General features: G+C 35.0%; 1 protein-coding gene. It reads right to left on the bottom strand.

The genetic code is table 11. The features are described 5' to 3' along the window. The coding region (locus FLA105534_RS00120) for a condensation domain-containing protein (RefSeq protein WP_246253120.1) at nucleotides 1-649 on the bottom strand (649 nt) is incomplete at both ends.

The following is a 649-nucleotide window of genomic DNA, read 5'->3' as shown; positions in this document are numbered from 1 at the left end:
CCCAATTAAACACTGCGAATTAATTGAGATAGTAGTTAATAAATAATTTGCAAGCTGATTTGACTTCTCATCTAATTCTTTATAACTTAACTCTGCTCCCTCATAAACTACTGCTATAGCAGCAGGAGTCTTCTTCACCTGTTCTTCAAACAAATCAACCAATGTCTTGTTTTTTGGATAAGCAACTGTCGTATCATTAAATGAATACAATAACTGATGCTCTTCATTTACTGTTAACATCGGAAGAATGCTTATTGGTCTGGTGATATCACAAACAATACCAACCAATAATTCTTTGTAATGCAACATCATACGATCAATAGTAGCCCTATCAAACAAGTCTGTGCAATACACGATATCTAATCCAATTCCATTATTACCTTCAGAAACATTCAATATCAAATCAAACTGAGATGTAACATTCTCAAATTCATAACCTGAGAGTAAAATCCCTTCTAAACCTGTTTCTACTTCCTCTGACCCTTTCGGTGTATTCTGCAATACAAACATCACCTGAAACAATGGACTCATGCTCATATCACGGGTAGTGACCACACGGTCTACTACTTTCTCAAATGGAGCCAATTGATGATCATAACTACCAAGTGTAGTTTCTTTTACTCTTTTTAAAAGTTCCCTAAAGTCTGGA

This window comes from Flavobacterium collinsii, from assembly GCF_902804485.1.
GTDB lineage: Bacteria > Bacteroidota > Bacteroidia > Flavobacteriales > Flavobacteriaceae > Flavobacterium > Flavobacterium collinsii.
Note: the sequence above shows the minus strand (reverse complement) of the source record. Positions and strands in the feature narration are given on the sequence as shown.